This is a genomic window from Escherichia sp. E2748, assembly GCF_005781125.1.
GTDB lineage: Bacteria > Pseudomonadota > Gammaproteobacteria > Enterobacterales > Enterobacteriaceae > Escherichia.
Genome location: NZ_VATP01000048.1, coordinates 1 through 2,405, shown reverse-complemented (window position 1 = coordinate 2,405; position 2,405 = coordinate 1). Strand labels below are relative to the sequence as shown.

At 52.8% G+C, this 2,405-nt stretch carries 3 protein-coding genes; 2 read left to right on the top strand and 1 reads right to left on the bottom strand.

Features of this window, described 5'->3' with window-relative positions; genetic code table 11:
* Nucleotides 1-1,727: RHS repeat-associated core domain-containing protein (locus FEK42_RS22525; protein WP_138211983.1), on the top strand; the 1,727-nt coding region annotated here is incomplete at its 5' end.
* Nucleotides 1,717-2,055 carry a hypothetical protein gene (locus FEK42_RS22520; protein WP_135491849.1) on the top strand — a complete coding sequence of 113 codons (339 nt, stop codon included), beginning with the start codon at nt 1,717-1,719 and terminating at the stop codon, nt 2,053-2,055. The genes FEK42_RS22525 and FEK42_RS22520, both read left to right, overlap by 11 nt.
* A gap of 46 nt (nt 2,056-2,101) precedes the next feature.
* Here FEK42_RS22520 and FEK42_RS22515 read toward each other — a convergent pair whose 3' ends face one another.
* Nucleotides 2,102-2,317, bottom strand: a complete 216-nt coding sequence (locus tag FEK42_RS22515; RefSeq protein ID WP_135491848.1) for a SymE family type I addiction module toxin — start codon at nt 2,315-2,317, stop codon at nt 2,102-2,104.
* Nucleotides 2,318-2,405 lie beyond the last annotated feature (88 nt).

Genomic DNA, 2,405 nt, shown 5'->3' with positions numbered 1-2,405 from the left:
TGCGCAGTGACACGCAGCACAGTACACGGACCTTCAGCTACAACCGTCTTGACCAGATAACGGAAGTGACGCTCACCCCCACGGAAGAAGGGGAACGGCTGCACCACATGCAGGCGGACAGGGTGCGCTTTGATTATGACCGCAGCGGGTGGCTGACGGCAGAGCACAGCGTGCACGGCAGCATCAGATACCGGCGTGACGCGCTGGGCAATCCCACCGACATTACCCTGCCGGACGGGCAGCATCTCAGCCATCTTTACTACGGCAGCGGGCATCTGCTCCAGACGGCACTGGACGGTATCACGGTCAGTGAATATGAGCGTGACAGCCTGCACCGTCAGGTGATGCGCACGCAGGGGAAACTGGCGACGTTCAGCGGCTACAACGCCGACAACCGGTTAAGCTGGCAGCGCAGCCTGCCGGGCGGCAGCCAGAATCCGCAGCAGGCCGGTAACCCCCCGGCGCAGAACGACAGTGTGACGGCGCGGGATTATATCTGGAATGCGGACGGTGAAGTTGGCGGCATCAATGACAAACTGCGCGGTTGCCTGGTGTTCAGCTATGACCGCAGCGGCTGGCTGACCAGCCGCACGGGACAGATGTACGACCATGACCATTATTATTACGACAAAGCGGGCAACCTGCTGACGGACGAGTATCAGGGAGCGGTGCCGGATAACCGCCTGCCGGGCTACGGGCGTGACCGTTACCGCTATAACGAATGGGGCGAACTGACAGAGCGCAGGCACCAGCAGCTGGAGTGGAACGCGCAGGGCCAGTTAACGCGGGTCATCAGCAGCAACAGCGAGACGCGGTATCAGTATGATGCGCTGGGCAGGCGCATCAGCAAGGCGACATATGGCCGCCATACGGACCGGGGAGAACGAAGCCGGACGACGTTTGTGTGGGAAAGGTTCCGGTTGTTGCAGGAAACGACGTGGCAGGGAAAGCGGACATACCTGTACGACGCGGAACAGCCATACACGCCAGTGGCGGCTATCACGGGGCGCGGAGAAAGACGGAAAATCTGGTATTACCACACGGACCTGACGGGCACGGTACAGGAGGTGACCGCGCCGGACGGGACGCTGGTGTGGGCGGGCTACCAGGCGGGATTTGGAGAAAACCGGGGCGACATCAGCAACAGCGGGGCGTACTTTGAACAGCCGCTGCGGCTGCCGGGGCAGTACTTTGACGAAGAAACAGGACTGCATTACAATCTGTTCAGATATTATGCGCCGGAGTGCGGGAGGTTCGTAAGCCAGGACCCGATTTCGATCCGGGGAGGGCTGAATCTTTATCAGTATGCGCCGAACCCGCTGAGATGGATCGATCCACTAGGGTTGCACGATATTTTGGCTGATACGGATATTGTTTGCCGAGGTGGGACGTGTTCAGCAGATAACTTTAAAAATGGAAGTGGTGTCTCTGCTGATGCTAATGGTAAGTTGAGCGGTATATCAACTCAGGCAAAACCTAACGCGGGATTAGAAACACTATCTCAGCCTTTTAAAAATAATCAGATTGGTGTCGCTACAGTAGCTGATATAGAAAAAGCGGGTGGCACAATAACTTTGGATGGGAAATTAAATTCGCCTAATGGAAGCATGATGATGAATCATGCAACTGTTGATGGCTTAACAGCAGAGCAGGCTGAAAAGCTATTTCACCCTACACAACCCAATCCAATACCGGTTGAACAACGAGGTCCTAAACGTGAATGTTAATAATATGACGAAACATTCTTTAGAATACTATGGGTTAGAGAGCCGTATTTTTGCGGATTTTGATAATGAAAGAGTACAGGATATTGATATCGTTGGTCTTACCCAGACTGATCATGTTAATACTTTTTCAGGAGAATCGGTTTGCATAAATGAAGGGGATTATATATATATGTTTATGCCAATTGATGAAGTCTTGCCAGAATATATCTTTGCTGAGGGTTTTGTTATAAAGAATCCTTATAAACTTAAGCCTTATAAATGGTGTTGCAAGATTATTGGTGAGTTGGAGTATAATAAAGAATACGAGCTGCGCTTTAATAAGTTGTGAAATGAAAATCCGGGAAAAAAATTAAATCCTCCCGGATTTTTATTATTTAACTCTCGTTCAGCACACTAAACATCCCATCCCGCATCCCCTTAACTGACTGTTTAACCTGATAAAGTTCCCTGCGCAGTTCCTGTACTTCGTTGTTATCCGCAAGCAGGATCAGGCAACCTTCCGAGATCTTCACGGTAACGCCCGTGCCGATCTCAAATCCCGCTTCTCTCAGCCATTTGGCGCTGAATGCGGGCGGATTTCCGGTCATCATCCAGACGCAGGGCACACAAGGCGGGATGCGTAATGAGCGGCAGGAGCGTGACGCGCTGGGCCGCCTGCTGCGCAGTGACACGCAGCAC